Source organism: Cognatishimia sp. F0-27 (assembly GCF_020667845.1).
Classification (GTDB): domain Bacteria; phylum Pseudomonadota; class Alphaproteobacteria; order Rhodobacterales; family Rhodobacteraceae; genus JAFMPQ01.
In genome coordinates, this window is the sequence record NZ_JAFMPQ010000092.1 from 1 (window position 1) to 935 (window position 935).

General features: G+C 49.9%; 1 pseudogene. It reads left to right on the forward strand.

Going from position 1 to position 935, the window contains the following annotated elements:
* Positions 1-88 (forward strand): annotated as a pseudogene (locus J1C49_RS21465) (IS5/IS1182 family transposase); the annotation flags it as partial.
* Between the last annotated feature and the right edge of the window lie 847 nt (positions 89-935).

Sequence of the window (935 nt, forward strand, 5' to 3'; positions counted from 1 at the left end):
AACCCGCTACGACAAGACCGCTGAAAGTTTCCTCGGCTTCATAGACATCACGTCCATCCGCCTCTGGCTGCGTCTTTTGTCAACATGACCTAACACTCTTATTAACTTATATAACACTACTAGCGAACAGCTTTACGGCTTGGTTTCAGCTCAAGTGACATGCAAAAACTACAAAGAGCAGATCAAGTCGTAGACGCATACACAAACTCTGCTCTAACTCACCAAAAAACAGGGGAACCCCTGCCTAGACGAGCACTACCATCGCTTGATCTGAGAGCCAGCAGACGGGCAGAACCTATGCAAGGGATGGGTCCTCGCCATGCTCAAGGCCTACAGCCCCTGCGCGTGGCTCCGGTCCCGCTACGCGCCCTTGCATAGAACCATGTCCGCCAGCTTTTTTGGCTCTCAAGCGATGGCGGCTCCGAAAAACAGGGACGAAGCTCACCCCTGAAAAGCGTAAAAATTGCCACAGCGTCAATACTTACCAGAATTGATTTTAGAATCCGAATGAGGCGAAGCATGAGCCCATGGCGAGCTGTAGGCCTGTTTCACTGGCCTACTGACCGAAGTCGCTACGTTACCCTCTGAGGAAACGATTAAAATACGGGCGACTACCGCCGGAGATCAATTTTTGACCTCCCCCAAAATGCTATCGCTGCTCGAAGCCATTGACGCGCTAAGTCAATCCTCAACGATTGTTGCCAAACTGATTTGAATGAATGGCTATGCTCGATTTTTTTAATGAACATTTTGTTGTCGCCGCGTTATACGCGCCCTTTGTCCTGTATGTCTTCAGAAGGATCAGAGCTGAAAAGATTAGCCATTCAAGCGGTTTCCTCCTGACCTGAGACCCGACTTCCCTCCAGCTTTGCAGAGAATCCGTCGGTTGATTTCTGACCTCATGCGGCCTTGGTTTCCAGTCTCCATTTCATTGC